This window comes from Sphingobium sp. Leaf26 (genome assembly GCF_001421665.1).
In the GTDB taxonomy this organism is placed as follows: domain Bacteria; phylum Pseudomonadota; class Alphaproteobacteria; order Sphingomonadales; family Sphingomonadaceae; genus Sphingobium.
Window position 1 is genome coordinate 24,093 of sequence record NZ_LMKV01000008.1, and the last position, 25,122, is coordinate 49,214.

General features: G+C 63.9%; 26 protein-coding genes and 1 pseudogene. 15 read left to right on the plus strand and 12 right to left on the minus strand.

The window, feature by feature from the left end:
• Window positions 1-91 precede the first annotated feature (91 nt).
• Complete coding sequence (locus ASE85_RS08085; protein ID WP_056686368.1) at window positions 92-1,774, plus strand: putative bifunctional diguanylate cyclase/phosphodiesterase; 1,683 nt, start codon at window positions 92-94, stop codon at window positions 1,772-1,774.
• A 52-nt stretch (window positions 1,775-1,826) separates the two neighbouring features.
• Here ASE85_RS08085 and dapE read toward each other — a convergent pair whose 3' ends face one another.
• The gene (gene dapE, locus ASE85_RS08090) at window positions 1,827-2,966 is read right to left on the minus strand and encodes a succinyl-diaminopimelate desuccinylase (protein WP_056686371.1); all 1,140 of its coding nucleotides are present in this window, start codon (window positions 2,964-2,966) and stop codon (window positions 1,827-1,829) included.
• Between the two features lie 67 nt (window positions 2,967-3,033).
• Between dapE and ASE85_RS08095 the strand changes: the two genes are divergently transcribed.
• From ASE85_RS08095 to ASE85_RS08105, 3 genes are all read left to right on the plus strand, one after another.
• Complete coding sequence (locus ASE85_RS08095) at window positions 3,034-3,477, plus strand: cupin domain-containing protein (RefSeq protein WP_056686374.1); 444 nt, start codon at window positions 3,034-3,036, stop codon at window positions 3,475-3,477.
• 2 nt (window positions 3,478-3,479) lie between these two features.
• Window positions 3,480-4,520 (plus strand): S66 peptidase family protein, encoded by a 1,041-nt coding sequence (locus ASE85_RS08100; RefSeq protein WP_056686379.1) that lies wholly within the window; start codon window positions 3,480-3,482, stop codon window positions 4,518-4,520.
• Window positions 4,521-4,682: 162 nt separating this feature from the next.
• The gene (locus ASE85_RS08105; protein ID WP_235523410.1) at window positions 4,683-5,357 is read left to right on the plus strand and encodes a formylglycine-generating enzyme family protein; all 675 of its coding nucleotides are present in this window, start codon (window positions 4,683-4,685) and stop codon (window positions 5,355-5,357) included.
• Window positions 5,358-5,421: 64 nt separating this feature from the next.
• Here ASE85_RS08105 and ASE85_RS08110 read toward each other — a convergent pair whose 3' ends face one another.
• Both ASE85_RS08110 and ASE85_RS08115 read right to left on the minus strand, forming a co-directional pair.
• Entirely contained in the window at window positions 5,422-6,702 is a 1,281-nt protein-coding gene (locus ASE85_RS08110; RefSeq protein ID WP_056686383.1) for a dipeptidase, read from the minus strand.
• Window positions 6,703-6,735: 33 nt separating this feature from the next.
• A complete protein-coding gene (locus tag ASE85_RS08115; protein ID WP_056686385.1) occupies window positions 6,736-7,092 on the minus strand; it encodes a hypothetical protein in 357 nt (118 codons plus the stop codon).
• Window positions 7,093-7,167: 75 nt separating this feature from the next.
• Here ASE85_RS08115 and aat point away from each other — a divergent pair, with 75 nt between their 5' ends.
• Window positions 7,168-7,908 (plus strand): leucyl/phenylalanyl-tRNA--protein transferase, encoded by a 741-nt coding sequence (aat, locus tag ASE85_RS08120; protein ID WP_056686387.1) that lies wholly within the window; start codon window positions 7,168-7,170, stop codon window positions 7,906-7,908.
• A gap of 35 nt (window positions 7,909-7,943) precedes the next feature.
• On the opposite strand, the pseudogene ASE85_RS24300 reads toward aat, so the two are convergent.
• Both ASE85_RS24300 and ASE85_RS08130 read right to left on the minus strand, forming a co-directional pair.
• Window positions 7,944-8,363 (minus strand): annotated as a pseudogene (locus tag ASE85_RS24300) (DUF2155 domain-containing protein); the annotation flags it as partial.
• Window positions 8,360-8,758, minus strand: a complete 399-nt coding sequence (locus ASE85_RS08130; RefSeq protein WP_056686394.1) for an NADH:ubiquinone oxidoreductase subunit NDUFA12 — start codon at window positions 8,756-8,758, stop codon at window positions 8,360-8,362. The pseudogene ASE85_RS24300 and the gene ASE85_RS08130, both read right to left, overlap by 4 nt.
• Between ASE85_RS08130 and ASE85_RS22930 the strand changes: the two genes are divergently transcribed.
• Window positions 8,757-8,927: a hypothetical protein gene (locus tag ASE85_RS22930; protein WP_156358259.1), complete on the plus strand. Its 171-nt coding sequence runs from the start codon at window positions 8,757-8,759 to the stop codon at window positions 8,925-8,927. The genes ASE85_RS08130 and ASE85_RS22930 overlap by 2 nt on opposite strands.
• Before the next feature lie 189 nt (window positions 8,928-9,116).
• Here ASE85_RS22930 and ASE85_RS08135 read toward each other — a convergent pair whose 3' ends face one another.
• A complete protein-coding gene (locus tag ASE85_RS08135; RefSeq protein WP_056686396.1) occupies window positions 9,117-9,659 on the minus strand; it encodes a DUF192 domain-containing protein in 543 nt (180 codons plus the stop codon).
• Window positions 9,660-9,850: 191 nt separating this feature from the next.
• Here ASE85_RS08135 and ASE85_RS08140 point away from each other — a divergent pair, with 191 nt between their 5' ends.
• Window positions 9,851-10,267: a hypothetical protein gene (locus ASE85_RS08140; RefSeq protein ID WP_056686398.1), complete on the plus strand. Its 417-nt coding sequence runs from the start codon at window positions 9,851-9,853 to the stop codon at window positions 10,265-10,267.
• An 87-nt stretch (window positions 10,268-10,354) separates the two neighbouring features.
• Window positions 10,355-10,669: a hypothetical protein gene (locus tag ASE85_RS08145; protein ID WP_056686401.1), complete on the plus strand. Its 315-nt coding sequence runs from the start codon at window positions 10,355-10,357 to the stop codon at window positions 10,667-10,669.
• A gap of 203 nt (window positions 10,670-10,872) precedes the next feature.
• Here ASE85_RS08145 and ASE85_RS08155 read toward each other — a convergent pair whose 3' ends face one another.
• Window positions 10,873-11,394, minus strand: a complete 522-nt coding sequence (locus tag ASE85_RS08155; protein ID WP_056686407.1) for a regulatory protein RecX — start codon at window positions 11,392-11,394, stop codon at window positions 10,873-10,875.
• 187 nt (window positions 11,395-11,581) lie between these two features.
• Here ASE85_RS08155 and ASE85_RS08160 point away from each other — a divergent pair, with 187 nt between their 5' ends.
• Window positions 11,582-13,318 (plus strand): fatty acyl-AMP ligase, encoded by a 1,737-nt coding sequence (locus ASE85_RS08160; RefSeq protein WP_056686410.1) that lies wholly within the window; start codon window positions 11,582-11,584, stop codon window positions 13,316-13,318.
• Between the two features lie 113 nt (window positions 13,319-13,431).
• Window positions 13,432-15,729 (plus strand): putative bifunctional diguanylate cyclase/phosphodiesterase, encoded by a 2,298-nt coding sequence (locus ASE85_RS08165; RefSeq protein ID WP_200928328.1) that lies wholly within the window; start codon window positions 13,432-13,434, stop codon window positions 15,727-15,729.
• Between the two features lie 2 nt (window positions 15,730-15,731).
• On the opposite strand, the gene ASE85_RS08170 is transcribed toward ASE85_RS08165, so the two are convergent.
• From ASE85_RS08170 to aroQ, 5 genes are all read right to left on the minus strand, one after another.
• Complete coding sequence (locus tag ASE85_RS08170) at window positions 15,732-16,481, minus strand: ParA family protein (protein ID WP_056686416.1); 750 nt, start codon at window positions 16,479-16,481, stop codon at window positions 15,732-15,734.
• An 84-nt stretch (window positions 16,482-16,565) separates the two neighbouring features.
• Complete coding sequence (locus ASE85_RS08175; protein WP_056686419.1) at window positions 16,566-16,910, minus strand: arsenate reductase family protein; 345 nt, start codon at window positions 16,908-16,910, stop codon at window positions 16,566-16,568.
• Window positions 16,907-18,259 carry an acetyl-CoA carboxylase biotin carboxylase subunit gene (gene accC, locus ASE85_RS08180; RefSeq protein ID WP_056686421.1) on the minus strand — a complete coding sequence of 451 codons (1,353 nt, stop codon included), beginning with the start codon at window positions 18,257-18,259 and terminating at the stop codon, window positions 16,907-16,909. Before accC ends, ASE85_RS08175 begins: the two co-directional genes overlap by 4 nt.
• Before the next feature lie 15 nt (window positions 18,260-18,274).
• Window positions 18,275-18,760 (minus strand): acetyl-CoA carboxylase biotin carboxyl carrier protein, encoded by a 486-nt coding sequence (accB, locus tag ASE85_RS08185; RefSeq protein WP_056686426.1) that lies wholly within the window; start codon window positions 18,758-18,760, stop codon window positions 18,275-18,277.
• 93 nt (window positions 18,761-18,853) lie between these two features.
• Window positions 18,854-19,294 (minus strand): type II 3-dehydroquinate dehydratase, encoded by a 441-nt coding sequence (aroQ, locus tag ASE85_RS08190; protein ID WP_056686429.1) that lies wholly within the window; start codon window positions 19,292-19,294, stop codon window positions 18,854-18,856.
• Between the two features lie 110 nt (window positions 19,295-19,404).
• Here aroQ and thiS point away from each other — a divergent pair, with 110 nt between their 5' ends.
• The 5 genes from thiS (at window position 19,405) to ASE85_RS08215 (ending at window position 25,103) form a co-directional block, all read left to right on the plus strand.
• Entirely contained in the window at window positions 19,405-20,406 is a 1,002-nt protein-coding gene (gene thiS / locus ASE85_RS08195; RefSeq protein ID WP_082462731.1) for a sulfur carrier protein ThiS, read from the plus strand.
• Window positions 20,407-20,988: 582 nt separating this feature from the next.
• On the plus strand, window positions 20,989-22,461 hold the full coding sequence (gene ffh / locus ASE85_RS08200) for a signal recognition particle protein (protein WP_056686432.1): 1,473 nt from the start codon (window positions 20,989-20,991) through the stop codon (window positions 22,459-22,461).
• A 118-nt stretch (window positions 22,462-22,579) separates the two neighbouring features.
• Entirely contained in the window at window positions 22,580-23,038 is a 459-nt protein-coding gene (gene rpsP / locus ASE85_RS08205) for a 30S ribosomal protein S16 (protein WP_056686435.1), read from the plus strand.
• Window positions 23,039-23,043: 5 nt separating this feature from the next.
• The gene (gene rimM, locus ASE85_RS08210; protein ID WP_056686438.1) at window positions 23,044-23,538 is read left to right on the plus strand and encodes a ribosome maturation factor RimM; all 495 of its coding nucleotides are present in this window, start codon (window positions 23,044-23,046) and stop codon (window positions 23,536-23,538) included.
• Between the two features lie 68 nt (window positions 23,539-23,606).
• On the plus strand, window positions 23,607-25,103 hold the full coding sequence (locus ASE85_RS08215) for a serine hydrolase domain-containing protein (protein WP_056686442.1): 1,497 nt from the start codon (window positions 23,607-23,609) through the stop codon (window positions 25,101-25,103).
• The last annotated feature ends 19 nt before the right edge of the window (window positions 25,104-25,122 follow it).

Consider the following 25,122-nt stretch of genomic DNA (forward strand, 5'->3'; position numbering starts at 1 on the left):
TTTTGTAAGACTCAATGATCATTTCTTAACCACTGTCCTTCATATCCCAATGATCGGAGGTTCTGCGGAACGGTATCGGGGCGGGAGGCACATGCAGGGCGTGACGTTGAAAAGCCGCGCTGCTGCCTTCGCCTGTGCCGCAGGGGCGCTGGTGTTCATCCTGTCGCTCGTGCTGGGCTACACACCGGGGCAGGAGGATGACCTGCTCCAGGTCGGCCGTGCCCTCATCATCGCCATCCTCTGCGGTACGATGAGCTGGGCTTCGGCCCGCCGCACCATCGCCACCACCGCCACCGCCATCGATGCAGCCACCGACCGCCTGCTGTCCGCGGCCCATGGCGACCTGCAATCGCGCGTCCCGACGGAAATCGGCCAGGAACTGCCCGACCTGTCGGTCGCGATGGAAAGCCTGTTCAGTCAGGTCCGCACCAATCTCGATCATGTGCAGACGCTCGCCCTGTTCGACCAGATCACCGGCCTCGCCAACCGCACCAGTTTTTGTCGCCAGGTCGAACGGCTGCTCGCCGAGCGCGACGATAATGGCACCGCGACCCTGTTCTTCATCGACCTGGACGGGTTCAAGGGCGTCAACGACACGCTGGGCCATGCGGCGGGCGACCAGTTGCTCGCCCGCGTCGCAGGTCGCCTGCGCGAAGTGGTGATGGCCCAGGTCAGCACCGGGGGCGGCGATGCCGTCATCGGGCGTCTGGCGGGCGATGAATTCACCATGTTCTTCCCCCATCTGTCCGGCCCGGCGGCGGCACAGCGCATCGCCCGCGCCATCCAGTTCGCGCTGGGCGAACGGTTCGATCTTGGCAGCCAGCATGTCGAACTCGGCGCCTCGATCGGCATCGCCTGCCATCCCGACCATGGCGCTACGCTGGCCGACCTGCTGCGCGCGGCGGACGTCGCCATGTATCATGCCAAGCGTCAGGGCCGTGGCCGCGCCGAAATCTATACCGATGCGCTGGCGCTGGAGGCGGAGGATCGCGCCGAACTGGAACGCGACCTGCTGCGCGGGCTGGAGCGGGACGAATTTCTGCTGGAGTTCCAGCCGCAGATCGACGTGGCGACCGGCCGCGCCGTCACCGCCGAAGCGCTGGTCCGCTGGGCGCATCCCGAACGCGAACTGGTCATGCCCGGCGCGTTCGTCCCGATCGCGGAGGAAAGCGGCTCGATCGTCGCGCTGGGCGACTGGGTGATGGGCCGCGTGTGCCAGACGGCGGCACGCTGGATGCAGGCCGGCATCGACCAGCGCATCGCCATCAACATCTCCACCCGCGAACTGGCGCAGGCGGACTTTTTCCTGCGCCTGCGCCATGCCATCGCCACCCATGGCGCGCCACCGTCCATGCTGGAACTGGAGATCACCGAATCGCTGGCGATGGAGATGGAAACGCGGGTGCTGGAACAGCTCCGTGCGCTGCGCCGCGACGGCGTGCGCATCGCCATCGACGATTTCGGCACCGGCTATTCCAACCTGTCGCGGCTGAAGGAACTGCCCGTCGACCGGGTCAAGATCGACCGCAGCCTGGTCCGCGACATCGCCACTTCGGCCGAAGCGCGCACCATCTGCTCCGCCGTCGTCGGCCTGATCCAGGGTCTCGGCATGGAAGTGGTGGTCGAAGGCATCGAGAGCGAAGCGCAGATGGACGTCCTGCGCGTCATCGGCTGCACCCTGTTCCAGGGCTATCATCTGGCCCGGCCCACGGCGGAAGAGGCCTATCTGGCGCAGTTCGCCCCGCTGCGGCCTGTCGTCCGGGATGTGGGGTAGGGGATTTTCTTGTTCCCCCTCCCGAGCGCGGGAGGGGCGTGTTACGCGCTATTCACCCCAGCGCCCGCTCCACCACCAGCGCATAAATTCGCGTCAGATCGTGTAAATCCTGCACCGCGACCGCCTCGTCCAGCTTGTGCATGGTCGCATTGTTCAGCCCGAATTCCACCACCGGGCAAATCCGCGACAGGAAGCGCGCGTCCGACGTGCCGCCTGTGGTCGAAAGCTCGGTTTCCACCCCCGTCACATCGCGGATCGCCCCGCTCATCAGATCGCTGAACGCGCCCGGCGCAGTCAGGAAGGATTCGCCGCTGATCCGCGCGTCCACCGTGCCGCCCTCGGTCGCGGCAATCGCCTTGATCCGCTCGATCAGCGACGCGCCGCTATGCTGGTCGTTGAAGCGGATCGAAATGCGCGCCGTCGCCGCGCCGGGGATCACATTATGCGCGACATTGCCGACTTCCAGATCGGTAATCTCGATATTGCTGGGCTGGAACCAGTCGGTCCCTTCGTCCAGCACCTCCGCCTCGATCAGCGTCAGGATGCGCACCAGCTTGGGAATCGGATTGTCGGCCAGATGCGGATAAGCGACATGGCCCTGCGACCCCGCTACCCTGATCCACATATTCACCGACCCGCGCCGGCCGATCTTCACCACATCGCCCAGCCGCGCCGACGATGTCGGTTCGCCCACCAGGCACAGGTCCGGGCGCAGGTCGCGCGCCTTCATCCGGTCCATCAGCGCCAGCGTGCCATGGACCGCCGGGCCTTCCTCGTCCCCGGTGATGATCAGGCTGATCGTGCCCGGCAGATCGTCGGGCAGCGCGTCCAGCGCCGCGACGAAGGCCGCGATCGATCCCTTCATGTCCACCGCGCCCCGCCCGTAGAGCAGGTCGCCGCGAATCTCCGGCACGAAAGGATCGCTGGTCCATCCCGGACCCGGCGGCACCACATCCAGATGCCCGGCAAAGGCGAAATGCGGCCCCGCGCCCGTCGTGCGCCACGCCAGCAGATTTTCGACCGGCCCGTCGGGCGCTTCCCCCGCCACGAACCGGTCGACGGTAAAGCCGCGCGGCGCGAGCATTGCCTCTAAGGCCGTAAAGACTTCGCCGGTCGCAGGGGTTATGGATGGACAGGCGAGCAGGCGCTGGGCCAGTGCCACTACATCGTCATTGGTGCTGGTCATGGTCATCGCCCCGCGTTAGCGAAAGCCATGCGGGTTGGCCAGCTTTTGGGCGCCAGCCACAGGAGAATGGGCCATGCCACGGATCGACCTCGACCGCATCGAACAGACCAATCGCACCGGCTATCCCGCCCCCTATGCGGCCATCGTTGCGGGGCGCTGGGTCCGGCGGCTGGGTCCGGCCCATGGCCTCGGCGATTTCGGCGTCAGCCATGTCGTGCTGAAACCCGGTGCGGCCTCCTCCCAACGGCACTGGCATGAGGATGAGGACGAATTTCTGGTCCTGCTGGCTGGCGAAGCGGTGCTGGTGGAGGAAGGGCAACGCACGCCGATGGCGGCGGGCGACATGGCGGCTTTCCCCAAGGGCGAGCCGAACGGCCATCATCTGGTGAATGAAAGCGCCGCCGATTGCGTCTTCGTCGCTTTCGGCCGTGTGCCGACCGGCGACTGCCATTATCCCGATATCGACATGCGATGGTCGGGCGGTGCCTATCGCCACAGGGACGGGAGCGACTTTTGACGATGCGGATCGACCGACGGGACATGGTGGGCAGCATGCTGGCGGGCATGGGCGCGATGCTGGCCGGGCCGCAGGCGCTGGCCGCGCCGGCCCCATGGGTGAAGCCGCCCCGCCTGCGCGCGGGTGATACGGTCGGCCTGATCGAGCCGGCGGGCTTCACCGACGACGGTTTCGACCTCGATCTCGTCAAGGACACGATCACCGCCATGGGCCTGAAGCCCAAGGCCGCGCCGCATCTGGCGGGCCGCTACGGCTATCTCGCCGGCACGGACAAGGACCGGGCAGCCGACGTCAATGCGATGTTCGCCGACCCGGATGTGCGCGCCGTCTTCGCGGTGCGCGGCGGCTGGGGCTGCGCGCGCATCCTGCCGCTGCTGGATTTCGCCACCATCCGCAAGAACCCCAAGCTGCTGGTCGGCTTTTCGGACATCACCGCGCTGCATCTGGCCTTCGCGGCGAAGGCCGGCTTCACCACCATCCATGGTCCCAATGCGGCGAGCAGTTGGGGCCAATATAGCTGGGACGCCTTCCGCGCCGTCGCCTTAGATGGCGCCACGCCCACCTTCGCCAACCCGGTTTCGCATGAGGACCGGCTGGTGCAGCGCACGGGCCGTATCCGCACCTTCCGCCCCGGCGTGGCGCGCGGGCGATTGCTGGGCGGCAACCTCACCGTGCTGGCCGCGCTGATTGGCACGAACTGGCTGCCCGATTTCGACGGCGCGCTGCTCTTTATCGAGGATGTGAGCGAACAGCCCTACCGCATCGACCGCATGCTGACCCAGCTATCGCTCGCCGGTGTGCTGGGCAAGGTCAAGGGCGTGATCTTCGGCCAATGCACCGATTGCGGGCCGGGCGGCCCCAGCTATGGCGGCTTCACCTTGTCGCAAGTGCTGCAACAGCATCTGGAGCCACTCGGCATCCCCGCCTTCCAGGGCGCGCAATTCGGCCATGTCGCCAACCAATATAGCCTGCCGCTCGGCATAGAGGCGGAAATGGACGCGGCCGCGGGGACGGTAAGATTGCTGGAAAGCGCGGTGCGTTAGGGGTGAGATGGGTGGGTAGCGGGACGTCCGCTTTATAGATACGGCTTCGCTAAGTGGCGTAATCGCATCTGAATCGAGTTTTGCAACTCACCGGGAGCGGGACAGCAAATGCGAAAATCTTTTCTAAACTCGGCTCGGATAATGTTATCTGCTTTGGTTCTGATGCTCTGTGAAGGAGCACAGGCTGATAGCTTTGAAATCAATGAACCGAAAATGGTGTTGTTGGATACTGATGGAACGGTGAAGAAATCGTTTTATCTCGGCATATACGAGGTCACTTGGAAGGATTATTTGCCTGCCGTCACCGAAGCAAAATGCCCAATGCCAGCCAATCAATACAATGATCGGTTGAAATTTTCGAAAACACTTGCTGACCAATATCCGGTAACAGGCATAACCCGCCCTGATTTCCAGTGCTATTTGGACTGGCTCAATAAGAAATTTGGCAAAAAATACCGGCTGCCTACTACTGCTGAATGGCGAATTGCTGGGAAGAGCGCATCATATCAAAATCCTATTGTCAAAGCGTCCCCTGCTGATCCGAGATGGGCGGTCGAGCGTGGGTTGGTACGCCCTGTTGGCCAACTGAAGCCAAGCAAGAATGGCATCTTCGATCTTGAAGGCAATGCGATGGAAATTCTGGCAGATACCCGACGCATTACCGACGATTTAGGGTGTAAAAAGCTGGGCGGCCTCTTCTGCCAGCAGTCTGCCGTGATCGGGATGTGGTATCATGGGATGGGCGACAAAAAACCTAGTGGATTCTTAGACGCCCTTTGGACCTATGACGGAGGGCCTGAGAGGGGGATGGGCTTTCGCCTTGCTCATGATAAGTGACAGCTTATAGCTGCGAACTTGCCGAACCCTTATGATTGGTTATGGTCGATACCAAACCAGCAACCTACCGCTTCACTCCATCCAGCGCCGCCACGGTCCCGCTGCCCGCCGGCTCGCCCGCCATCCCCGCCGCGATCTTTTCCGCCGCCGCCATCACGCGCAGCACATTGTCGCCGGCCAGTTTGGCGATGTCCGCGTCGCTCCAGCCCCGGCGCATTAACTCCGCCAGCAAAGCCGGATAGGTCTGCACCCCTTCCAGCCCCTGCGGCAATGACCCCACGCCATCGAAATCGCTGCCGATGCCGACATGATCGACGCCGGCGACTTTGGCGATATGGTCGATGTGATCGGCCACCTGCGACAGGGTCACCACCGGTTCGGGATTCGCCTTCTCCCAATCCGCCAGCGCCTGCTTCGCGCCCTCGGGGTCGCCGATATAGAGGCCACCAAAGGGCGGCGCATTATAGCGCGCGACTTCCGCGCTGCGGGCCGCGCTCCAGATGCGACGGGCTTCCGACACATATTGCGGCGCATAATTGACCATCACCACGCCGCCATTGGCCGCGACCTGTTTCAGCACGGCGTCCGACACGTTGCGCGGCGTGTTGCAGATCGCCCGCGCGCTGGAGTGGGAGAAGATCACCGGCGCCTTGGTCACGCGCAACGCGTCCAGCATCGTGGCCTCACTCACATGGCTCAGGTCCACCAGCATCCCCAGCCGATTGAGTTCATGCACCACCGCCTCGCCGAACGGGGTCAGCCCGTCATGCTGCGGATTGTCGGTGGCGCTGTCGGCCCAGGCGATGGTGCGCGCATGCGTCAGCGTCAGATAGGAAGCGCCCAGCGCCCGATAGCTGCGCAGCACCGCCAGGCTGCCGTCGATCTGGCCGCCGCCTTCAACGCCCAATAGGGACGCAACCCGCCCGGCCTTGTGCGCCGCGCGCAATTCCGCCGCCGTGTTCACGAAGGTGAAGTCCCTGGGGTAACGGCGCGCGAAACTATGCGCCAGGTCGATCTGCTCCAGCGTATCCTTCACCTGTTGCAGTTCGGGCAGGTCGGCCGACACCCAGACCGACCAGAATTGCCCGCCCACGCCACCGGCGCGCAGCCGTTCGATGTCGGTGTGGAACGTCGCCGGGTCCAGCCGGTCGAGCGGGATCGTCCAGCGCTGCTCCTTGACCTTGTCGGTCAGCGCTTCGGGCCAGTCATTATGCCCGTCGATCAGCGGCGTGGCCTTCAGTATCTTCGCCACCCGCGCGGCATAAGGGCCAGAGGCAGGATCGGGAGCGGCGTGGGCAGCGGTGGCGAGGAGGAGGGGCAGCAGGGCCAAGGGAAGAGTCTTCATGGAATCGGGACGTTAGGGGCCGTCCCGCCCAAGTCAATCGTGCGCCGCATCCGGCAGGCGATAGGCGCCATGTCCGTCCGGCGGGATCAGGTCCGCGCCGCGCACGGTCAGCCGCAGCGTCTCAAATCCCGGCTCGGGCACCTGCGCGCTCTTTTCCGCCGTCAGCAGCACTGCGCCCTCCGCCTCGACCCAGCGCCCTTCCGCAAACAGGTCCAGCGCACCGACCGACAGATACCATTGGAACCGCCCGTCGGGCCGCAGCAGCAGCTCCGATCCCGTCTCCATCACCCCTTGCAGATAATAATGGCGGGCTTCATCCGGCGCGGCGATCGCGGGCACAGGCGCGGACAAGGCTGCCAGCAGCAACAGAGCGGGGATCAGGCGGCGCATGGTCCATCCTAACCCGCCCGAAAGGACCATGAAAGCCTTTCCCCAGCCGCCCGGTCTGCTACCCTTGCGATCAGAATGATGATCGACCCGCTCGTCCTGTTGCAGGCCTATTCCATCGGCGTCTTCCCCATGGCGGACGATCGCGACGCGCAGGACGTCTATTGGGTCGAACCCAAAAGGCGCGCGATCATGCCGCTGGACGGCTTCCACCTGTCGCACTCGCTGTCCAAAACCATCCGCCGTGACCGCTTCACCGTCACCGCCAACCGCGCCTTCCCCCAGATATTGGCGCTCTGCGCGCAATCCGCGCCGGACCGCCCCTCGACCTGGATCAACCACCAGATCGAAAGCGCCTATCGCCATCTGCACGAATCCGGCTTCGCCCATTCGGTCGAAGTGTGGGAGGGGGATGAACTGGTCGGCGGCCTGTATGGCGTGGCGCTGGGCCAAGCCTTTTTCGGCGAATCCATGGTGTCGCGCCGCACCGATGCGTCGAAGGTGGCGCTGGCCTGGCTGGTGGCGCGGCTGCGGGTCGGCGGCTTCACCCTGCTCGACTGCCAGTTCATGACCGATCATCTGCGCAGCATGGGCGCGATCGAAATCAGCCAGCGCGACTATCTTCAGTTGTTGGCGGGCGCGACCGGCGGCGTGGCGCTGGGGACGGCGGCCGGCGCGTCCGTGCTGGCGTCCGGATCGGGCGTGGCGGCGGAACGGGCCTTCGCGCCGTTGGCCGGCTTGCCCTCGGCGCCCAGCTTGACCGTCTCCGGCCCGGTTTCGGGCCATTCCATCGTGCAGCTTCTGACCCAGACGTCATAGATCGGGTGCTGCACGACATTACGGTCGGGCCGTTCGCGGAACAGCCAGCCGGAAAAATTGCGCCGCCACTTGCCATCGGCGCTGCTGCGCACGTCCAACTGCACGAAGGCGCCGGTTTCCTGCACATTTTCCCATGGCGCGCTGGTTTCGCACGCCTGCAACCGGACGATCGCATCGCCCACGCGCAGCGCTTCGCCCGGCTTCATCGTCAGATCGCGGGTCAGGCCGTTGCGCTTGTTCAACAGGCCGATGACGGCGCTCCGCTCGGCCATCGGGGTACCCGACGCCGCGCCGTTCGCCACGGCGCGGATCGGCGCGCTCTGCACCTTGACCGGCCCGCTCTGGTTGGCGGCGGGCACGTCCGTCTTGCCACAGGCGGCCAGCGCCAGCGCGCAGGACAGGAAAGGCAGCGCAGACAGGATCGGCGGGACGCTTCCCGCCGCATGCCGGGTCATGCCGCGTCGGGGCTCCACGCCTCATAATCGCCGGTCGCCTTCTGGCGCTGGCCGCCCTTTTCGAGCGCGCCGGACGGGCGATAGGCGTTGGCGGTGCCGGTCGCGTTGGGGGTGGATTCCTTTTCCCAGATGCGCGGCGGCGGCAGGAAGCTTTCGGGCGCACCCTCTATCGAATGATGCAGCCAGCCATGCCATTCGGCCGGCACGCGGCTGGCGTCGTTGGCGCCATTATACATCACCCAGCGGCGCGTCAGGCCATTGGGGTCGGTGCCGCCTTCATAATAGATATTGCCCTGATGATCCTCGCCCACTTTCGTGCCCTTGCGAGCCGTAAAGAGCCAGGTGCCGAAGGTGGCGCCATTCCACCAGGTGAAGACGTTAGCCAGGATTCCCATGCGCCAGCGCTTAGCCGCTGCGACGGGCGCGGGCAAGGCGTTTTGGGAATGGGTCATCGTAGAATTGGTGCGCTTTGAATGCTTTGATATGGGAGAGGTTCTATCGCAGAAGATTGCGACCAGCCTGTGCCGCCAGAAGCAGGAAAACGGCAGAGCTAAAGAGCGCTGAAATTATTATTAGAGACTCATCTCCATGCCGCATGCCGAGCTTATTGAGAACAGACTGCGGCCAGCCAAATACTACGATGTTCAGAAGCTGAATGATCAGAATGGGAAAGGTGATAACGGCCACAATAAGCGTGAACAGAATGACCCGTTTCAATGCGCGATCGGCGCTTTGATGGCTTGGCAGCATGGCTCAGTGACTCGCAACGGGACAGAAGTTCAGGGTGGTCGTACGCTTTTCGCCCGGCACGGCGCAGCCACCCCAACTGACCCGGTCGCCCTCCGCTATGCCCAGTTCCGCCGCCCGTCCGCCGCGCAGTTCCAGCACGGCCGCCACCGGCACGCCCGCCGACACCGGTTCGCGCGCATAGGGCTGCGCCTCGCTTTTCAGGAAAGCGATCGTCCCGTCGGTGTGGACGAACAGCATGTCGAGCGGGATCAGCGTGTCCTTCATCCAGAAACTGGCCGTGCGTGGCGGGTCCATGGGAAAGAGCATGCCGCCGTCGGCATCCAGTGCCTTGCGGAACATCAGGCCCTTTTCCTGCTCCTGCGGCGTGGCGGCGACCTCCACATCGAAACGATGCGTGCCTTTGGCGCTGCGGATGACGACGGGCAGCAGCGCACTCGTCGCCTGCACCTGCGCGCTGTTGTCGGCGACCGGCTGCGAACTGGAGCAGGCGGCCAGCAGGCTGACGGCGAAGAGGGCGGAAGCCAGCAGGGGGGACGGGCGGATCATAGGAGTGATGCCTAATGCGATTCGGCGCGCAAGGGGAGGGGGTAATGCGTCAGGACAGGGCACGGAAGCGGTCCGATCAGGGGAAAGGCTGGTCCCGACCATTTTTTGCCGCTCCCACTGCCTAATAGACTTACCGATTGCGGACATGCTTTTACGCTGGCACGACAGAAACCGTTGGGATGTCCTGAGATATGAACAAGCGCGCTTTCGCCATTGCTAGTTTGATGTTTTTTCTGGCGGGCTGTGATGCTTGGCCAACTGTGATCGACAATCGCAGCGGCCAGAATATCAAGCTGCGCTATCATGACAGCAGTTACGAGGAATGGTCGGCTCCTTTATTGATCCGATCAGACAAGGCGCAACGGCTAGCTTTAGAGCATTGGGTGCAGGATATGGTGGGGCTAAGGATAAACGAAGGGCGTTCCGTCTACAGCTTCTCGTATGCATCCCTCGCTCCCATCAGAAAGGCATGCGCAAGCAATTTGGTTGCCCGACGTTTGAAAATCACGCCTGATTGCTACATCACCTATCTGGGTAAAGGGCAGCTAAGTAGTTCATTCGCCAAGCCAGAGAACCTGTCAATCGAGGATGCCGTAATCGTCCGCTAACCGACCATAAATGCTAAAAAGCTGACAGTCCGCTCACCACCCAAATCCCCCTTCCAAAATAGGATTTCGTCTGTTCTATCCTTGTCGATGGAACAGCCTCTCTCCCCCAATCCGCCCGCGCCCGGCGCGATCCCTTCTGCCACGGCGCCCGTTCCCGCCAAACGCGCCCTCTGGACGCCGGATCGGCAGCGCCGCTTCCTCACGCACCTGCTTGCCAGCGCCAATGTCACGCAGGCGGCCCGTGCCGTGGGCATGTCGCCGGCCAGCGCCCACCGACTGCGCCGGCGCCTTGCGGGCACGGTGTTCGACCGGACGTGGAGCCATGCGCTGGCGCTGCATGCGCAAAGTCTGGCGGACCCATTCACCGATCCCGTCCGCCCGCGCGGCGCGACCCATGTATGACCTGACAGGCGCGTCCCTGTCGCGGGGGCGTCGCGCAGGCATGACCCAACCGGCGCGCAGCCGTGATCCCGATGGCGCGTCGGCCTCGCGTCATGGGTGCATCGGCGGCGCATGGCTGTCGCATTTGCCCGTATTTGCGAAGAAAGAACGGTGTGAACTTTGCCCCCATGCCCGGCCCGTGACCCAATCGTGACCCTCGCGGCCTATTCCTCCGCCAATATTTCGCCCGGCGCGGCATCCACCCAGCGCCGTGCCGTCGCATAATCATGGCCCGCGCGCAGGAAGGCGGCGATCGCCTTGTCCCGTTGCTTGGGGTCGAGCGCGGTGGTCGCAAAAGGCCCCACCCGCTTGCGCCGCGCAAAGTGCTCCGCCGCGTTCCACGCTTCCGACGCGGTCTGCGCGTCCGCCTGTGCCCGGTCGCTCTCCGCTATGCCTGCCGCGCGCAGTTCCTCGTTGATCCGCCGCGCGCCATAGCCCCGCCGACCAAGCGCCCCGCTCTTCATCACGGCAAAGCCCGCATCGTCGATATAGCCAAGCTCCACGAAGCGATCGGCCAGTTCATCGGGATCGGCCGGTTCTTCGCCGCCCCAGCCGCGCTCCTTGATCTTGCGCTTCAGATAGGCCAGCAACTTCCCCCGGCTGGTTGCAAAACGGGCGACATGGCGCAGCGCCATATCGCGCAGCGCGGCTTCGTCCAGCGGTGGGGGGAGGCGTTTGCCGGTCATGATGACACTTAATGACCGATGCGCCATGTTTATGCCACAGTCGGGCCGGAATTTCACCGCGCCTTGTCGGCTAATAAGCGAGATTGGCATGGAATAGGCGGTGCATATGGCGGCCAAAGCTGCTAGCGGCCCCGCTTTCATGAGTTTTAAGACATTGGGTGAAACCAATATGACGGGTTCGCAAGAGATGATGGCACCAACGCCGACCATAGATGATCTGCCGCGCCGCTTCTCCGATTTCGGGACGCTGGGCGAAGCGCTGGACTATGCGGCGCAGGGCAAACGCGGTCTGAATTTCCACGATGCCCGTGGCAATCTGGCGCGGCCTTATCCGTTCAGCGAACTGCGCGCCGATGCCATCGCCTGCGCCCATCGCCTGATCGCGCATGGCGTCAAGCCGCAGGATCGCATCGCGCTGGTCGCCGAAACCGGCCCGGATTTCGCGACGCTCTTCTTCGGCATCGTCTATGCCGGCGCCTGGCCGGTCCCGCTGCCGCTGCCGACCAGCTTCGGCGGCAAGGAAAGCTATATCGACCAGCTCAATGTCCAGTTGTCGAGCTGCGACCCGATGCTGTTCCTCTTCCCCAAGGAACTGGAAGAGATGGCGGGCGAGTCCGGCCGGCAGAAATCGGTCGAGAGCATCGCGTTCGAGGATTTTCTGGCGCGTGAGGTGGTCCCCGTCGCCCTGCCGCAGGCGCAGCCGCAGGAAATCGCCTATCTGCAATATAGCAGCGGTTCGACCCGCTTCCCGCATGGCGTCGCGGTCACGCACCATGCGCTGCTCAGCAATCTGTCGGCGCACAGCCATGGCATGGAAGTGGTCGAAAGCGACCGCTGCATCAGTTGGCTGCCCTGGTATCATGACATGGGGCTGGTCGGCTGCTTCCTGTCCCCGGTCGCCAATCAGGTGTCGGCCGATTATATGAAGACGGAGGATTTCGCCCGTCGTCCGCTGGCGTGGCTCGACCTCATCAGCCGCAACAGCGGCACCTCGATCAGCTATTCGCCCACCTTCGGCTACGACATCTGCGCCCGCCGCATGTCCAGCCAGACCAAGGCGCAGGACCGGTTCGACCTGTCGCGCTGGCGCCTCGCCGGCAACGGCGCCGACATGATCCGCCCCGACGTGATGCAGAGCTTCGTCGACGCTTTCGCCGACGCGGGCTTCAGCCCCAAGGCGTTTCTGCCCAGCTACGGCCTGGCCGAAGCGACGCTGGCCGTCACCATCATGCCGCCGGGCGAGGGCATCATCGTGGAACTGGTCGAGGAAACCGACCTGTCGGGCGGCGATGCGCCCGAAGGCCGTCCGCAGCGTTTCCGCTCCATCGTCAATTGCGGCAAGCCGGCCAAGGACATGGTCGTGGAAATCCGCGACGAGGATGGCGGCCTGATGAACGAGCGTCAGATCGGCAAGGTCTGGACCACCGGGCCGAGCCTGATGGTCGGCTATTTCCGCGACGACGCCGCGACCAAGGCCTGCATGGCCGCCGATGTATCTGGCCGCATCTGGCTCGACACCGGCGACATGGGCTATCTGTCCGATGGCTATCTCTACATCGTCGGCCGCGCCAAGGACATGATCATCATCAACGGCAAGAATCACTGGCCGCAGGATATCGAATGGGCGGTGGAGCAGCTCCCCGGCTTCAAGCAGGGCGATATCGCCGCCTTCGCCATCACCACGCCGGGTGGTGAGGAAGCGCCCGCCGTGCTGGTCCATTGCCGCACCTCCGATAATGAGGAGCGTTCGCGCCTGCGCGACCAGATTCGCGAACGGGTCCGCGCCATTACCGGCATGAACTGCGTCGTGGAACTGGTGCCGCCCCGCACCCTGCCGCGCACCTCTTCGGGCAAGCTCAGCCGGTCGAAGGCGCGCAACCTTTATCTGACCGGCGAAATCCGGCCCTACGACATCGCCGCCTGACGGCTCGCCAAGGTTACCGATTGCTAACGCATGGCTGTTAACGCAGGCATGTGGGTAGCAAGACAGATCAGAGCGAAGAGCCGGATCGACAGGAACGTGTATCGCTTCGGGCGATGATGGGACTGTCGTCGGTGACGGACGCAGCCGCCATGCGCGTGCTGGAGGCGCAGTTGCGCTCCGCCGACGGCATCGCCATTCTGCGCCTTGGCATGAACATCTGTGGCCTGCTGTTCCTTTGGCAGGTCTTTTCGCATTGCTGCCCGCCCATGCTGCTTGCCGGCTGGAGCGCAGCCCTGATCGCCGCCACGGCCGTCGCCATCGGTCTGGACAGCCGTCGCCGTCGTGCCGATAATGCCGGTGTCGGCCCGTCCGACCTGCGCCGCCATGCTTTGGGCGCGCTGTTGCAGGGGGTGGTGTGGGCCAGTTGCATGGCCCTGATCGCCCGGTCCGGGCAGACAGAAGAGCTGGTGGCGCTCTGGACGCTGGTCAGCTGCATCATGGTCTGCGGCGCGATCAGCTATGCAGCGACTCCGCTCTCCGCCAGCGCCTATCTCCTGCCTTGCATCATCGGCCTGTTCTTCATGTTCGACGATCATGGCCAACTGCCGCTCCGGGCATTGGCCACCAGCTATGCCCTCTCCCTGCTCGCTGGCTGCTGCATCTACGCCCGCACCTTCGCCCGCCAACACAGCACGACCGCCCAGCTCGCAGAAAAGAGCGAAGTGGTGAGCCTCTTGCTGCGTGAATATGAGGCAGGCGGGTCCGACTGGTTGTGGCAGACCGACACGCTGCGGCGGATCAGCGGCGTATCCAACCGTTTTGCCGAAACGCTCGGCATGGAGCCTGCCGATCTGGAGGGCGCGTCGCTGGTGCAGATATTGGCCGGCAGCGGCTGGGACAATGGGCGCTTCGCCGCCGGGCTGCACAGTCTGGCCGATCATCTCAAGCGGCGCGAGAGTTTCAGCAATCTCGTCCTCCCGGTCGAAATCAAGGGACAATGGCGCTGGTGGGAACTGTCCGCCTCGCCCCGTTACGATGAAAACGGCGCGTTTCAGGGTTTTCGCGGTGTCGGCTCGGACGTCACGGCGCAACGTGAATCGGCAGACAAGATCGCCCAGTTGGCGCGGTTCGATCCGTTGACCGGCCTGCCCAATCGCAGCCATCTGCGCGAAGTGCTGGATCAGGCGATGGATACGGCGCGGGGGCGCTCGCCCGGATGCGGCTTCATGATGATAGACCTCGACCGGTTCAAGGCGATCAATGATACGCTGGGCCACCAGACCGGCGACAAGCTGCTGAGCCAGGTGGCGCGCCGATTGCGGCAGGTTTGCGATGCCGGCCAATTTTGCGGTCGGATCGGCGGAGACGAATTTGCCGTGGTCTTGCCCCATGTCGCGGACGGCGCGGTCATTCCGCGGCTGGCCTCGGCGATCATCGGCGCGCTGTCAGTGCCCTATCAGGTCGACCAGCATATGTTGCATGTCGGTGCCTCGGTCGGGTCGGCGCTGTCGCCGATGGACGGCCGAGAATCCGAAGCCCTGATCCGCAGCGCAGACCTTGCATTGTATCGGGCCAAGGACGACGGCGGCGGCGTGCATCGCGCTTATGAGCCGCAGCTACATGCCCAGGCGGAAGAGCGACGGCAGCTAGAACTGGCGCTGCGTGAGGCGCTGGAAAAGGACGAGTTGCACGTCCTCTATCAGCCGGTGGTCGACGCCAATCAGGGCGTGGTGCTGGGCTTCGAGGCGCTGGTGCGCTGGATCCATCCACAATTGGGGGCGATCTCGCCGGCCAAGTTCATTCCAGTAGCGGAGGAGGCGCGGCTGATCGCGCCGATCGGCGAATGGGTGTTGCGTATGGCCTGCATGGAAGCGACGAACTGGCCGGAGGATGTCCGCATCGCGGTCAATGTCTCTGCCGAACAATTGGCCCATCCCAGTTTCGTCACAGCCGTCATATCCGCCTTGGCGCAGAGCGGGCTGGAAGCGCGGCGGCTGGAACTGGAAGTCACTGAAAGTGTCTTTATGGGCGAGGATACGGGTGCACTGAAAGTGCTGGATCAACTGCTTGGCCTAGGAATCCAGCTATCGCTCGACGATTTCGGCACGGGTTATAGCTCGCTTGGCTATCTCAGCCGGACCCGTTTCAACACGATCAAGATCGACCGCAGCTTCGTTGTCGGGGCGTCGAAGAACACGGCGGAAAGCCTGGCGATCATCCGCGCCGTTGTGACGCTGGCGGACAGCCTGGGCATGACGACTACCGCTGAAGGGGTTGAGACGGAGGCTGAACTGGAGATGGTCCGCCGTCTGGGCTGCAAGAAGGTGCAGGGCTATTATTTCGGACGGCCGATGCAGCCCCAGGATGCAGCCAGACTATTTCCAGTGCCGCAGCGGGCCGCCATCGGCTGACTCTATTTCGTCAGCAATTGGCGCTCTACCTGCGTCCATAGTGCTGCAAAGGCCTGCGCTGGTGGCGATGTCGGGGCGAAGGCGCCCAGAGGCTTGCGGCGCACCGTCATCTGCTCGATCGTGCTGGCCATCGGGATGGCGTGCCAGCCCGGCTGGCTTTCCAGCGCCGTGCGATGCAGGCTGCGGCGACGATCGACCATCGAATAGACGGGCAAGATCGGGGCATGGTTGCCGCCGCGCTGCACCAGATAGCGGGCGACTTCCCCCATGGCGCGCTGCGACAGGGGGGACGGGATGACCGGGATCACGATCAGGTCTGCGGCGCGCAGCACCTGCTCGCTGGTTTCGGTCAGGCCCGGCGGGCAGTCGAGGATGATCCGGTCATAGTCGTGGCCCAGGCTCTCGATTAGCTTGGCCAGCCGCTTCTTCTTGTCCATTTCGCGGAACAGATGGTCGAGACTGCGCAGCGACGTGTCGGCGGCGATCAGGTCGAGGCCGGGCACGGTGGAGGGCTGGATCAGCTTGCGGACATCCACATTCTTGCTGAAGATCGCCTGCGCTGCGTCGCGGCTTTCCGTGTCTGTGGACAGGAGCCAACTGGATGCCGCCTGCGGGTCCAGATCCCAGAGCAGCGTGCGCCGCTTCGATATAGAGGCCGATGCCCAGGCTAGATTAATCGCGAAGGTCGTCTTACCCACGCCGCCCTTGAGGCTGTAGACGGCGATGGTCGCCAATGCCGGTTCCTTTGCCATGGGGAAGAAGCTACGGCTTCCTCCCGTCAAAGCAAGGGTTCAAATCAGCCCCTTGTTACGTTTGCGTGACAAAAGGCTGATTAATCATAGAATTTCCAAAACCTTGTCCTGCGGGCGACAGAAGCGGACGCCCTTTTCGGTCTCGACGAAGGGGCGGTTCACATAGGAGGGATTGGCGGCCATTTCGTCCAGGATCACGTCGTCATCCATATCCGGCAAGCCGCGTTCATCGGCGTCGGTGCCCATCTTGCGGATCGCTTCGGCCGGGGTCATCCCAGCGTCGGCGAACAACTGGACCAGCTTGTCGCGGATGAAGGGGGTCTTGAGATACTCGACCACCTCCACCTCGACGCCCGGCATGTCTTCAAGGATCGCCAGCGTCTTGCGCGACGTGCCGCATTTGGGATTATGCCAGATGGTGGCTTTCACTGGCCATCCTCGCGGGCGAGCCATTCTTCCAGCCACTTGATCGTGTAATCGCCGTCCAGAAATTCCGGATCGCGCAGCAGGGCCTGATGCAGCGGGATGGTGGTCTTCATCCCTTCGATCACATATTCCTCCAGCGCGCGGCGCAGGCGCATGATCGCGCCCTCGCGGGTGCGGCCATAGACGATCAGCTTGCCGATCATGGAGTCATAATAAGGCGGCACCTTATAGCCCTGATACAGGCCGCTATCGACGCGGACGTGCATACCGCCCGGAACATGATAGCTGGTGACGGTGCCCGGCGACGGCGCGAAGGTCTTGGGATCTTCGGCGTTGATGCGGCATTCGATCGCGTGGCCGGTGAAGCGGATGTCTTCCTGATTCACGGAAAGCGGCTTGCCTTCGGCGACGCGGATCTGTTCGCGGACCAAGTCGAGGCCGGTGATCATCTCCGTCACCGGATGCTCCACCTGAAGGCGGGTGTTCATCTCGATGAAGTAGAATTCGCCATTTTCCCACAGGAATTCGATCGTACCCGCGCCGCGATAGCTCATGTCTGCCATCGCCTTGGCGCAGATGCCGCCGATCCGCTCGCGTTCGGCCTGAGACAAAACGGGCGACGGGGCTTCTTCCAGCACCTTCTGGTGACGGCGCTGGAGCGAGCAGTCGCGCTCGCCGAGGTGAATGGCGTTGCCATTGCCGTCGCCGAACACCTGGATTTCGATATGACGCGGATTGCCCAGATATTTTTCGATATAGACGGTCGCGTCGCCGAAGGCCGCCTTCGCTTCCGAACCGGCCTGCTGCATCAGTGTTTCGAGCTGGTCGGGCGAGGTGCAGACCTTCATGCCGCGACCGCCGCCGCCCGATGCTGCCTTGATGATCACCGGATAGCCAGCGGCTTCCGCGATGATCTTGGCTTCCTCGACATCGCTGACCGCGCCGTCCGAACCGGGGACGAGCGGCAGGCCGAGCGCGCCGGCGGTGCGCTTGGCCTCGATCTTGTCGCCCATGGTGCGGATATGTTCGGGCTTTGGGCCAACGAAGGCCAGCCCGTGCGCTTCCACGATTTCAGCGAATTTGGCGTTTTCCGACAGGAAGCCATAGCCGGGATGGATTGCATCCGCGCCACTGATTTCCGCCGCCGAAATGATCGCGGCGATGTTCAGATAGCTATCCTTGGCCGCAGGCGGCCCTATGCAGATCGCTTCGTCGGCGAGGCGCACATGCATGGCGTCGGCGTCGGCCGTGCTATGCACTGCGACGGTCTTGATGCCCATTTCATGGCAGGCGCGGTGGATGCGAAGTGCGATCTCGCCGCGATTGGCGATCAGCAGTTTTTCGATGGCCATAAGCTTATGCGGGCCTTATTCGATGACGATCAGCGGCTGGTCATATTCGACCGGCTGGCCGTTATCGACCAGCACAGCCTTGACCGTGCCGGCTACGGGCGCGGTGATCGCGTTCATGACTTTCATCGCTTCGACGATCAGGATGGTTTCGCCGGCACTGACCTGCGATCCGATGCGTGCAAAAGGCGCGGAACCCGGTTCGGCCGAAAGATAGGCGGTACCGACGATCGGCGACTTGACCACGGTGCCCGAAGGCAGGGCGGCTTCGGCAGCGGGCGCCGCCACGGGGGCTGCGACAGGCGCAGCAGCAACAGGTGCGGCAGCCGGCGCGGCGGCATAGACCGGCGCAGCGGCGGATGCGGCTTTCCGGGCGACGCGAATTTTGCGATCGCCATCCTCGACCTCGATTTCGGTGAGGTTGGTGTCGTCCAGCAGCGCAGCGAGATCGCGCACCAGTTGTACGTCCACCTGCATTGCGCCCTTTTCTTGTTTGTCGGTCATGTGAAGTCCCTGGCCGGTGAATATCGTTTCTGGTGCCCGCGCCTATGCGCATTTACGGCAAAGCGCAACTTTCGTGCGCCAAAACGCAAGGCGTTACAACTCCAGCGCGGCTTCCAGCGCCAGCATGTAGGACATGGGGCCGAAGCCTGCGATCGTTCCCTTTGCCGCCATGCCGACATAGCTTTTATGACGGAAAGCCTCGCGCTTGTGCGGGTTGGATAAGTGAATTTCGATGACCGGCACGGTTATGCTCTTGATCGCGTCATGCAGCGCGATCGAGGTGTGGGTATAGGCGCCGGGATTGATGATGACGGCATGCGCACCCTCCGCATGCGCTTCCTGCAACCAGTCGACCAGATAGCCTTCATGGTTCGACTGTCGGAAAACGATCTCCACATGGGCGCGGCCTGCGACGTCTTCCATCCGTTCGGCAATGTCGTCCAGCGTGTCATAGCCGTAAATCTCCGGCTCGCGGGTGCCCAGCATGTTGAGGTTGGGGCCGTTGAGGACATAGATTTTGCGCGTGTCGGCCATGGCGAACCCTTCTGATGTTGCTTGGCGGGCAAGGCCGCCCCTATATGCGCACGATCCTTAGCCCTTCCCGTCTCGTTCAGTCGAGACTCCTTCTTGTCCGGGACAGCGCAGTGAGCATAGACGGCACCATCTCCATCCACATCAATGGCGAGCATCGCCGTATTCGCGACGGGCTGACGCTGGCCGAACTGGCGAGCGAACTGGGCTTCGTGCCGGAGAAGGTGGCGGTGGAGCGCAATCTGGAGGTCGTGCCGCGATCGACGCTGGCGCAGATCAAGGTGGAAGATGGCGACGAACTGGAGATCGTCCATTTTGTTGGCGGGGGCGATGTGTCTGCGGTCGATGATGATAGCTGGAGCGTGGCGGGGAAGACCTTCCGGTCGCGCCTGATCGTGGGCACCGGCAAATATAAGAGTTTCGAGCAGAATGCGGCGGCGGTCGCGGCGTCGGGTGCGGAGATCGTGACCGTGGCGGTGCGCCGGGTCAATGTGAGCGACCCCAACGCGCCGATGCTGACCGACTTTATCGATCCGAAAAAGATCACCTATCTGCCCAACACGGCGGGCTGCTTCACCGGGGAGGACGCGATCCGCACGTTGCGGCTGGCGCGCGAAGCGGGGGGCTGGGATCTGGTCAAGCTGGAAGTGCTGGGCGAGGCGCGGACGCTCTACCCGGATATGGTGGAAACGCTCCGTGCGACCGAGGTCCTGGCCAAGGAAGGCTTCAAGCCGATGGTCTATTGCGTCGACGATCCGATCGCGGCCAAGCGGTTGGAGGATGTGGGCGCGGTGGCGATCATGCCGCTGGGCGCGCCGATCGGGTCGGGCCTGGGTATCCAGAACAAGGTGACGATCCGCCTGATCGTGGAGGGCACCAAGTTGCCCGTGCTGGTCGATGCGGGTGTGGGTACTGCGTCGGAAGCGACCGTGGCGATGGAATTGGGCTGCGCCGGCGTCCTGATGAACACCGCCATCGCCGAAGCGAAAGATCCGATCCTGATGGCCGCCGCGATGAAGGCGGGCGTGGAGGCGGGGCGCATGGCCTATCGCGCTGGGCGCATGGGCAAGCGCCTTTATGCCGATCCGTCCAGCCCGTTGGCCGGGTTGATCTGAGCCGGAGCGAAGCGATAGCGACGCGACAGGGCAAAGTTCACAGTGTCGTCGGCCAATTTGGTCCGTAAGCGCTCGCGAAGCTCTCGCGACGCGCCTCTGAAGCGGCACGCGCGCGACGGATAGGGCGCATGTGCGCGTCATTGGCGCGCCATTGGGGTGACGCAGATACGCCCGTAAGGCGGCGTGTGCGGGACCATTGCTCGATAGGCGCGCTTTGAAGTGCGTTGGCTGGCCGGGATTATGAGGCAGGGCGGCGGGTTGCGGTTCCATTTCGCAGGATAGATCAAAGGCCGGCCGTGTAGGAAAGGTTTGTGGTCGAGGCCGTTGGCGGTCGGCCGTGTATGGCCGCTTGCCCCTCGATCCGCCTGCAATTGGCTGCGCCGCAAGGGGCGCTTGCGCTTTGATCGGCTTTCCCGTAGAGGCGCCCCTGCAATCGGTCGGTCCGCCGTCCGTACTCTGACGACTCCAGGGCGCCCGCATGGGGCATCGGATGGACGCTGGCCGGCGAGGTTTCGCCCGCCGGCGATTTTGTCGTTTGATGGGTAAGCATGGTTTTCCGGGCCTTTCGGCCCAAATGAGGTGATGATGTTCGATTCGCTAAGCGATCGTCTCAGTGGGGTATTCGACAAACTGCGTGGGCGCGGTGCGCTTACGGAGGACGATGTCCGCGCCGCGATGCGCGAGGTGCGAATCGCGCTTCTGGAAGCCGACGTGGCGCTGCCCGTCGTGCGCCAGTTCGTCGATCAGGCGACCGAAAAGGCTGTCGGCAGCGATGTGCTGCGGTCGGTCACGCCCGGCCAGATGGTCGTCAAGATCGTTTCCGACACGCTGACCGAGACGCTGGGATCGGAAACCAGCGACCTGATGATCGACGTGGCGCCGCCCGCCGTCATCATGATGGTCGGTCTTCAGGGGTCGGGCAAGACGACCAGCACGGCGAAGATCGCCAAGCGGCTGAAGGAAAAAGAGCGCAAGAAGGTGCTGATGGCGTCGCTCGACGTCCAGCGTCCGGCCGCGCAGGAACAGTTGGCGGTGCTGGGTACGCAGACCGACGTCGCGACCCTGCCGATCATCGCCGGGCAGCAGCCGGTCGATATCGCCAAGCGCGCGTTGCAGGCCGCGAAGCTTCAGGGCTTCGACGTCGTCATGCTCGACACCGCGGGTCGTCTGCATGTCGATCAGGCGCTGATGGATGAGATGAAGGCGGTCGCCGATGTCGCCAATCCCGCCGAAATCCTGCTGGTGGTCGACGCGCTGACCGGGCAGGACGCCGTGAACGTCGCGACCAGCTTTACAGCACAGGTGCCGCTGACCGGCGTGGTGCTGACCCGGATGGACGGCGATGCGCGTGGTGGCGCCGCGCTGTCGATGCGAGCTGTTACTGGCCGTCCGATCAAGTTCGCGGGTACGGGTGAAAAGCTCGATGCGCTGGAGCCGTTCCATCCGCAGCGGGTAGCGCAGCGCATATTGGGCATGGGCGATGTTGTGTCGCTGGTCGAGCGCGCCGCCGAGACGATCGACGCGGAAGAAGCCGACAAGCTGGCCAAGAAAATGGCAAAGGGTCAGTTCGACATGAACGACCTGCGCAGCCAGTTGAACCAGATGCGTCGCATGGGCGGCCTTGGTGCGCTGGCGGGCATGTTGCCGGGGCTGAAAAAAGCGCAGGCGGCGATGGCCAATAGCGGCGCGAACGACAAGACGCTGATCCATCTGGACGCGATGATCGGCTCCATGACGCCCAAGGAGCGGGAGAAGCCCGCGCTGATCAACGCCAAGCGCAAGATCCGCATCGCCAAGGGTGCCGGCCGCACCGTGCAGGACGTCAACCGTCTCCTGAAAATGCATCAGGAAATGGAAGGCGCGATGAAGAAGATCCGCAAGATGGGCGGCCTCAAAGGGCTGGCCAAGATGTTCACTGGCGGCGGCATGGGTGGCCTTGGCGGCCCCGATGGCGCGGGTGGCGCGCCCGACCTGTCGGGTCTGGGTGGCCTGGGCGGATTGGGCGGCAATATGCCCAAGCTGCCGCCCGGCTTTCAGAATTTCATGAAGAAGTGAAGCAACCCGTCATCCCAGCGAAAGCTGGGGCGTCACTTTCCCACCGGGAAAGAGAGACGCCAGCTATCGCTGGGATGACGACCCTAAATAAGCAGTTGAGTTAGAAAGGTTTAGTTCCATGGCAACCTCCATCCGTCTGTCGCGCGGCGGCTCCAAGAAGCGCCCCTATTACCGCATCGTCGTGGCCGACAGCCGCGCCCCGCGTGACGGCAAGTTCATCGAGCGCATCGGCAGCTACAACCCCGTCCTGCCCAAGGGCGACGAAAAGCGCGTCGTTCTGGACATCGACCGTGCCAGGCACTGGGTCGAAGCCGGCGCGCAGCCGACCGACCGCGTCGCCCGCTTCCTGGATGCCGCTGGCGTGAAGGAGCGCAAGGTGCGCAACAACCCGAACAAGGCCGAGCCGGGTCAGAAGGCCAAGGATCGCGCCGAAGATCGCGCGACCAAGGCTGCCGAAGCCGCTGAAGCAGCCGAAGCCGCCAAGGCCGCCGCCGCTGAGGCCGCTGCCGCCCCTGCTCCGGCTGCTGCTGAAGAAGCACCGGCTGAAGAAGCCGCTGCCGAACAGGCTGAAGGCTGAGCATAATGACAGACAAGCCCGTCACTCTGGCCGCGATCATCGGTGCGCATGGGGTGGCGGGCGATGTCCGTCTGAAGCTCTTTGGCGAAGGGGCGGAAAGCCTCAAGAGCTTCAAGAGCTTCGATGCGGCGGGGCGCACGCTGACGTTGAAGTCGGTGCGCCCTGGCCCCAATGGCGCGGTGGCCCGCTTTGCCGAGGTGGAGACACGCGGTGCGGCCGAAGCCTTGCGCGGTACGGCGCTGACCGTGCCCCGTTCTGCCCTGCCGCCGCTGGCCGAGGGCGAATATTATCATGCCGACCTGATCGGCCTGCCCTGCACCGCAAGCACCGGCGAAGCGCTGGGCACGATCGTAGCGGTCGAGAATTTCGGCGCGGGCGACATCATCGAGGTGGAGCGTCCCGCGATCGAGGGCCAGAAGCCCAAGCGCTTCATGGCGCCGATCCATGCGGTCACGCTGAGCGACGATGGCGCGGTGATCGAGGCGGCCTTTACCGAATAATCCGTCCGGCCGCCCTTGCGGTCGTGATGCAAGTCGGCATGCTGGCGGTTCTATAGGGGAACTTGCCAATGCGTCTTGCTGCCTGCCTGCTGTTCGCGATGATGGTGCTGCGTCCGGCACAAGCCGCCGACCCGGCCAGGATCGCGCAGGCGATACCGGAGATCGACCGGCTCTTCGCCGATTTTCAGGTGGACAGCCGTGCGCCGGGGCTGGTCTATGGCATCGTCGCGGACGGGCGGCTGGTCCATGTGAAGGGGCTGGGCGTGCAGGACTTGGTCATCAAGCGGCCGGTGACGCCCGACAGCCTGTTCCGCATCGCGTCCATGACCAAGGCATTTACGGCGCTGTCGATCCTGAAACTGCGCGAGCAGGGCCGATTGTCGCTTGACGATCTGGCCGAAACCTATGTGCCGGAAATGCGCGGCTGGATCTATCCGACTAGGGACAGCCCGCATATCCGCATTCGTGACCTGCTGACCCATAGTGCGGGGCTGGTCGACGACAACCCGTGGGGCGACCGGCAGACGCCTTTGTCGGAGGCGGACTTCACGCGCATGCTGCAACAGGGCGTGCCGTTCAGCAGCGCACCGGGCAGCCGCTATGAATATAGCAATTTCGGCTTCGCGCTGCTGGGACGCATTATCGCCAATGTCTCGGGCCAGCCCTATCGCCGCTATGTCGAACATACGCTGCTCACGCCGCTGGGCATGACGTCGAGCGGCTACGAGATTGGTGAATGGCCGGTCGAGCGGCGGGCGATCGGCTATCGTTGGGAAGAGGGGCGCTGGAGGGGAGAGCCCGATATGCGCGATGGAGCCTTTGGCGCGATGGGTGGGTTGCAGACCAGCGCGAATGATTATGCGCGCTGGGTCGCTTTCCTGCTGTCGGCCTGGCCGGCGCGCAATGACGTCGATAATGGGCCAGTTTCGCGCGCGTCGGTGCGGATGCTGGCGGAGGGCAGTAATTTCGCCGTCATCGCCCAGCGCAATGGGGCGAGCGGGCCATCCGCCTGCCGCCAGGCTGCGGCCTATGGCTTTGGCATGCGGATCGCCCAGGATTGCGATCTCGGCCTGACGCTGGCCCATGGTGGCGGCTATCCCGGCTATGGCAGCCATGTGATGCTGATGCCCGATTATGGCGTGGGTATCTTCGTCTTCACCAACCGCACCTATAATGGCGGTGCCGGACCAGCCTGGGACGCGGCGATCGCCTTGCAGAAGGCCGGTGCGCTGATCGAGCGGACGTTGGCCGTGTCGCCGCTGCTGGCGGAGGGCTATGCGGCGGCGGGGCGGATTTATGCCGCTGGCGATGTGGGCGTGGTGCGGGATCGGCTGGCGATGAATTTCCTGATGGACAGCGAGTTGGACAGTTGGCGGCGGAAGCTGGCCGGGTTGAAAGTGGAGGTTGGCGCGTGCCGGACCGATGCGCCGGTCAAGGCGAGCGGCGGCCTGTCCGGCAGTTTTACCTGGACCTGCGAAAAAGGCAGGGTGGCTGGTACGATTCTGCTCGCGCCGACGCCCGATGCGCAGATTCAGGAATTGAAGATCGCGATCAAGGCCCCCTGATCTGGACGCTGGGCACCGC

Coding starts and splice junctions, on each gene's coding strand:
- ASE85_RS08085 (WP_056686368.1), top strand. CDS start 92: ATGCAGGGCGTGACGTTGAAAAGCCGCGCTGCTGCCTTCGCCTGTGCC.
- dapE (WP_056686371.1), bottom strand. CDS start 2,966: ATGACCATGACCAGCACCAATGACGATGTAGTGGCACTGGCCCAGCGC.
- ASE85_RS08095 (WP_056686374.1), top strand. CDS start 3,034: ATGCCACGGATCGACCTCGACCGCATCGAACAGACCAATCGCACCGGC.
- ASE85_RS08100 (WP_056686379.1), top strand. CDS start 3,480: ATGCGGATCGACCGACGGGACATGGTGGGCAGCATGCTGGCGGGCATG.
- ASE85_RS08105 (WP_235523410.1), top strand. CDS start 4,683: ATGCTCTGTGAAGGAGCACAGGCTGATAGCTTTGAAATCAATGAACCG.
- ASE85_RS08110 (WP_056686383.1), bottom strand. CDS start 6,702: ATGAAGACTCTTCCCTTGGCCCTGCTGCCCCTCCTCCTCGCCACCGCT.
- ASE85_RS08115 (WP_056686385.1), bottom strand. CDS start 7,092: ATGCGCCGCCTGATCCCCGCTCTGTTGCTGCTGGCAGCCTTGTCCGCG.
- aat (WP_056686387.1), top strand. CDS start 7,168: ATGATGATCGACCCGCTCGTCCTGTTGCAGGCCTATTCCATCGGCGTC.
- ASE85_RS22930 (WP_156358259.1), top strand. CDS start 8,757: ATGCGCCAGCGCTTAGCCGCTGCGACGGGCGCGGGCAAGGCGTTTTGG.
- ASE85_RS08130 (WP_056686394.1), bottom strand. CDS start 8,758: ATGGGAATCCTGGCTAACGTCTTCACCTGGTGGAATGGCGCCACCTTC.
- ASE85_RS08135 (WP_056686396.1), bottom strand. CDS start 9,659: ATGATCCGCCCGTCCCCCCTGCTGGCTTCCGCCCTCTTCGCCGTCAGC.
- ASE85_RS08140 (WP_056686398.1), top strand. CDS start 9,851: ATGAACAAGCGCGCTTTCGCCATTGCTAGTTTGATGTTTTTTCTGGCG.
- ASE85_RS08145 (WP_056686401.1), top strand. CDS start 10,355: ATGGAACAGCCTCTCTCCCCCAATCCGCCCGCGCCCGGCGCGATCCCT.
- ASE85_RS08155 (WP_056686407.1), bottom strand. CDS start 11,394: ATGACCGGCAAACGCCTCCCCCCACCGCTGGACGAAGCCGCGCTGCGC.
- ASE85_RS08160 (WP_056686410.1), top strand. CDS start 11,582: ATGATGGCACCAACGCCGACCATAGATGATCTGCCGCGCCGCTTCTCC.
- ASE85_RS08165 (WP_200928328.1), top strand. CDS start 13,432: ATGATGGGACTGTCGTCGGTGACGGACGCAGCCGCCATGCGCGTGCTG.
- ASE85_RS08170 (WP_056686416.1), bottom strand. CDS start 16,481: ATGGCAAAGGAACCGGCATTGGCGACCATCGCCGTCTACAGCCTCAAG.
- accC (WP_056686421.1), bottom strand. CDS start 18,259: ATGGCCATCGAAAAACTGCTGATCGCCAATCGCGGCGAGATCGCACTT.
- accB (WP_056686426.1), bottom strand. CDS start 18,760: ATGACCGACAAACAAGAAAAGGGCGCAATGCAGGTGGACGTACAACTG.
- aroQ (WP_056686429.1), bottom strand. CDS start 19,294: ATGGCCGACACGCGCAAAATCTATGTCCTCAACGGCCCCAACCTCAAC.
- ffh (WP_056686432.1), top strand. CDS start 20,989: ATGATGTTCGATTCGCTAAGCGATCGTCTCAGTGGGGTATTCGACAAA.
- rpsP (WP_056686435.1), top strand. CDS start 22,580: ATGGCAACCTCCATCCGTCTGTCGCGCGGCGGCTCCAAGAAGCGCCCC.
- rimM (WP_056686438.1), top strand. CDS start 23,044: ATGACAGACAAGCCCGTCACTCTGGCCGCGATCATCGGTGCGCATGGG.
- ASE85_RS08215 (WP_056686442.1), top strand. CDS start 23,607: ATGCGTCTTGCTGCCTGCCTGCTGTTCGCGATGATGGTGCTGCGTCCG.